This is a genomic window from Streptomyces sp. MP131-18, assembly GCF_001984575.1.
GTDB lineage: Bacteria > Actinomycetota > Actinomycetes > Streptomycetales > Streptomycetaceae > Streptomyces > Streptomyces johnsoniae.
In genome coordinates, this window is record NZ_LZNS01000001.1 from 6,304,902 (window position 1) to 6,307,266 (window position 2,365).

Below are 2,365 nucleotides of genomic sequence, written 5' to 3' on the forward strand. Positions count from 1 at the left end.
GGACCGGGACCTGGATGCGTTCATGCTGTTCTCTTCCGGTGCGGGCACCTGGGGCAGTGGCGGGCTGAGCGCTTATGCGGCGGCGAATGCCTACCTCGATGCGCTGTGTGACAGCCGGCGGGGTCGTGGTCTGGTGGCCAGTTCGGTGGCGTGGGGTCTGTGGGCCGGCGTCGGTATGGCCGCCAGCGACGGAGGCGAGCGCCTGGTGGACTTCGGGATGGAGGGCATTGACGCGGAGCGTGGGATGCGTGCTCTGGGTCAGGTGCTGGATGCGGGTGAGGGTTCGATCGCTGTTGCCGGTTTCGACTGGGCGCAGTTCGTGCCGACCTACACCTTGCGCCGTCCCAGCCCGCTGCTGTCCGCCCTGCCCGAGGTCCGCGAGATCCTCGCGGCCGAAGCCGAAGCCGAAGCCGAGCCCGGCGTCTTGGCGGACACGTCGGAGCTGGCCGCGCGGCTGTCGGGTATGCCGGTGGGTGAGCAGCGGCAGGTGCTGACGGATCTGGTGCGTAGTAACGCGGCGGCGGTGCTTGGGCACGATGCGGCGGCGGATGTGCTGCCGCAGCGGGCGTTCAAGGACCTGGGCTTCGATTCGGTTGGCGCGGTCGAGTTGCGGAACCGGTTGTCGGCGGCGGCCGGGGTGCGGCTGCCCTCGACGATGGTCTTCGACTACCCGAACGCCGCCGCGCTCGCCGAGTACATGCGTGGCGAACTCGTGGGCTCGCCTGAGTCCGGGTCCGAGGGTGCGGTGCAGGTGGTGGCTGCGGCCGGTGGCGAGCCGATCGCGATCGTCGGCATGGGCTGCCGCTTCCCGGGCGACGTCAACGGACCTGACCAGTTCTGGGACCTGCTGGCCGCGGGGGCGGACGTGATCTCGGGCTTCCCGACCGACCGCGGCTGGGACGCGTTCGAGGAGGAGTACGGCGGCGGAGCAATGCGCGACGCCTACGTCAGGCAGGGCGGATTCGTCTACGACGCCGGGGACTTCGACGCGGCTTTCTTCGGGATCAGTCCGCGTGAGGCGATGGCGATGGACCCGCAGCAGCGGCTGCTGCTGGAGACTGCCTGGGAGGCGATCGAGCGGGCGGGTCTGGCGCCGTCTTCGCTGCACGGTTCGGCCACTGGTGTCTTCATCGGCGCTGGCAGCTCGGGTTATGACAGCAGCCTGCCGGTGGACGATCAGAGTCTGAACGGTTATCGCATCACCGGTACTGCTTCCGCGGTGGCCTCCGGCCGGATCTCCTACACGCTGGGTCTGACGGGTCCGGCGGTGACGGTGGACACGGCGTGTTCGTCGTCGCTGGTGGCGTTGCACCAGGCGGTGACGGCGTTGCGTGGCGGTGAGTGCACGATGGCGCTGGCCGGCGGTGTCGCGGTCATGGCTCTGCCGGGTGCGTTCATGGACTTCTCCGAGCAGGGCGGTATGGCCTCCAGCGGCCGGTGCAAGGCGTTCTCGGACGAGGCCGACGGCGTTGGCTGGGGCGAGGGCGCGGGCATGGTCATGCTGGAGCGGCTGTCGGATGCGCGGCGTAACGGGCATCAGGTGCTTGCGGTGATCCGGGGCAGTGCGGTGAATCAGGATGGTGCGTCGAACGGTTTGTCGGCGCCGAATGGTCCTTCGCAGCGTCGGGTGATCCGTGCCGCGCTGGCGAACGCGCAGGTCTCCGCGGCGGATGTTGATGTGGTCGAGGCGCACGGCACGGGCACCGCACTGGGTGACCCGATCGAGGCCGGTGCCCTGCTGGCGACCTACGGGCAGGAACGTTCCCAAGGGGACCGTCCGTTGTGGCTGGGTTCGGTGAAGTCCAACATCGGCCACACCCAGCAGGCGGCCGGCGTGGCGGGCGTGATCAAGATGGTGCTGGCACTCCAGCACAGCATCCTGCCGAAGACGCTGCACGCCGAAACTCCCTCGTCTCATGTGGACTGGGCCTCGGGGGATGTCCGGGTGCTTCAGGAGGCGCGGGAGTGGTCGGCGGGTGACCGGCCGCGGCGGGCTGGTGTGTCGGCGTTCGGTATCAGCGGCACGAACGCGCACGTGATTCTTGAAGAGGCGCCGACGGCGGACGGAACTTCGGAGTCGGCGCCGGAGGCCGAGGGCGAGCCGGGGCTGCCGGTGTTGTCGTCTGGTGTTCCGGCGTGGGTGGTGTCGGGTCGTAGTGCGGTGGCGCTTGCGGGTCAGGCGGGTCGGTTGCGGGAGCATGTGGTCGGGCGGCCGGAGTTGGCGGCGTCGGATGTGGCGTGGTCGTTGGTGGCGGCGCGGTCGGTGTTTGAGCATCGTGCGGTGGTGCTGGGGTCGGAGCGTGAGGTGCTGCTGGCCGGGTTGGCTGCGGTGGCCACGGACCAGCCCGCGGCCGGTGTGATCACT

Annotated in this window: 1 protein-coding gene; it reads left to right on the forward strand. The window is 69.7% G+C overall.

Going from position 1 to position 2,365, the window contains the following annotated elements; genetic code table 11:
• Window positions 1-10: 10 nt before the first annotated feature.
• Window positions 11-2,365: beta-ketoacyl synthase N-terminal-like domain-containing protein (locus tag STBA_RS28210; protein WP_290443994.1), on the forward strand; the 2,355-nt coding region annotated here is incomplete at its 3' end.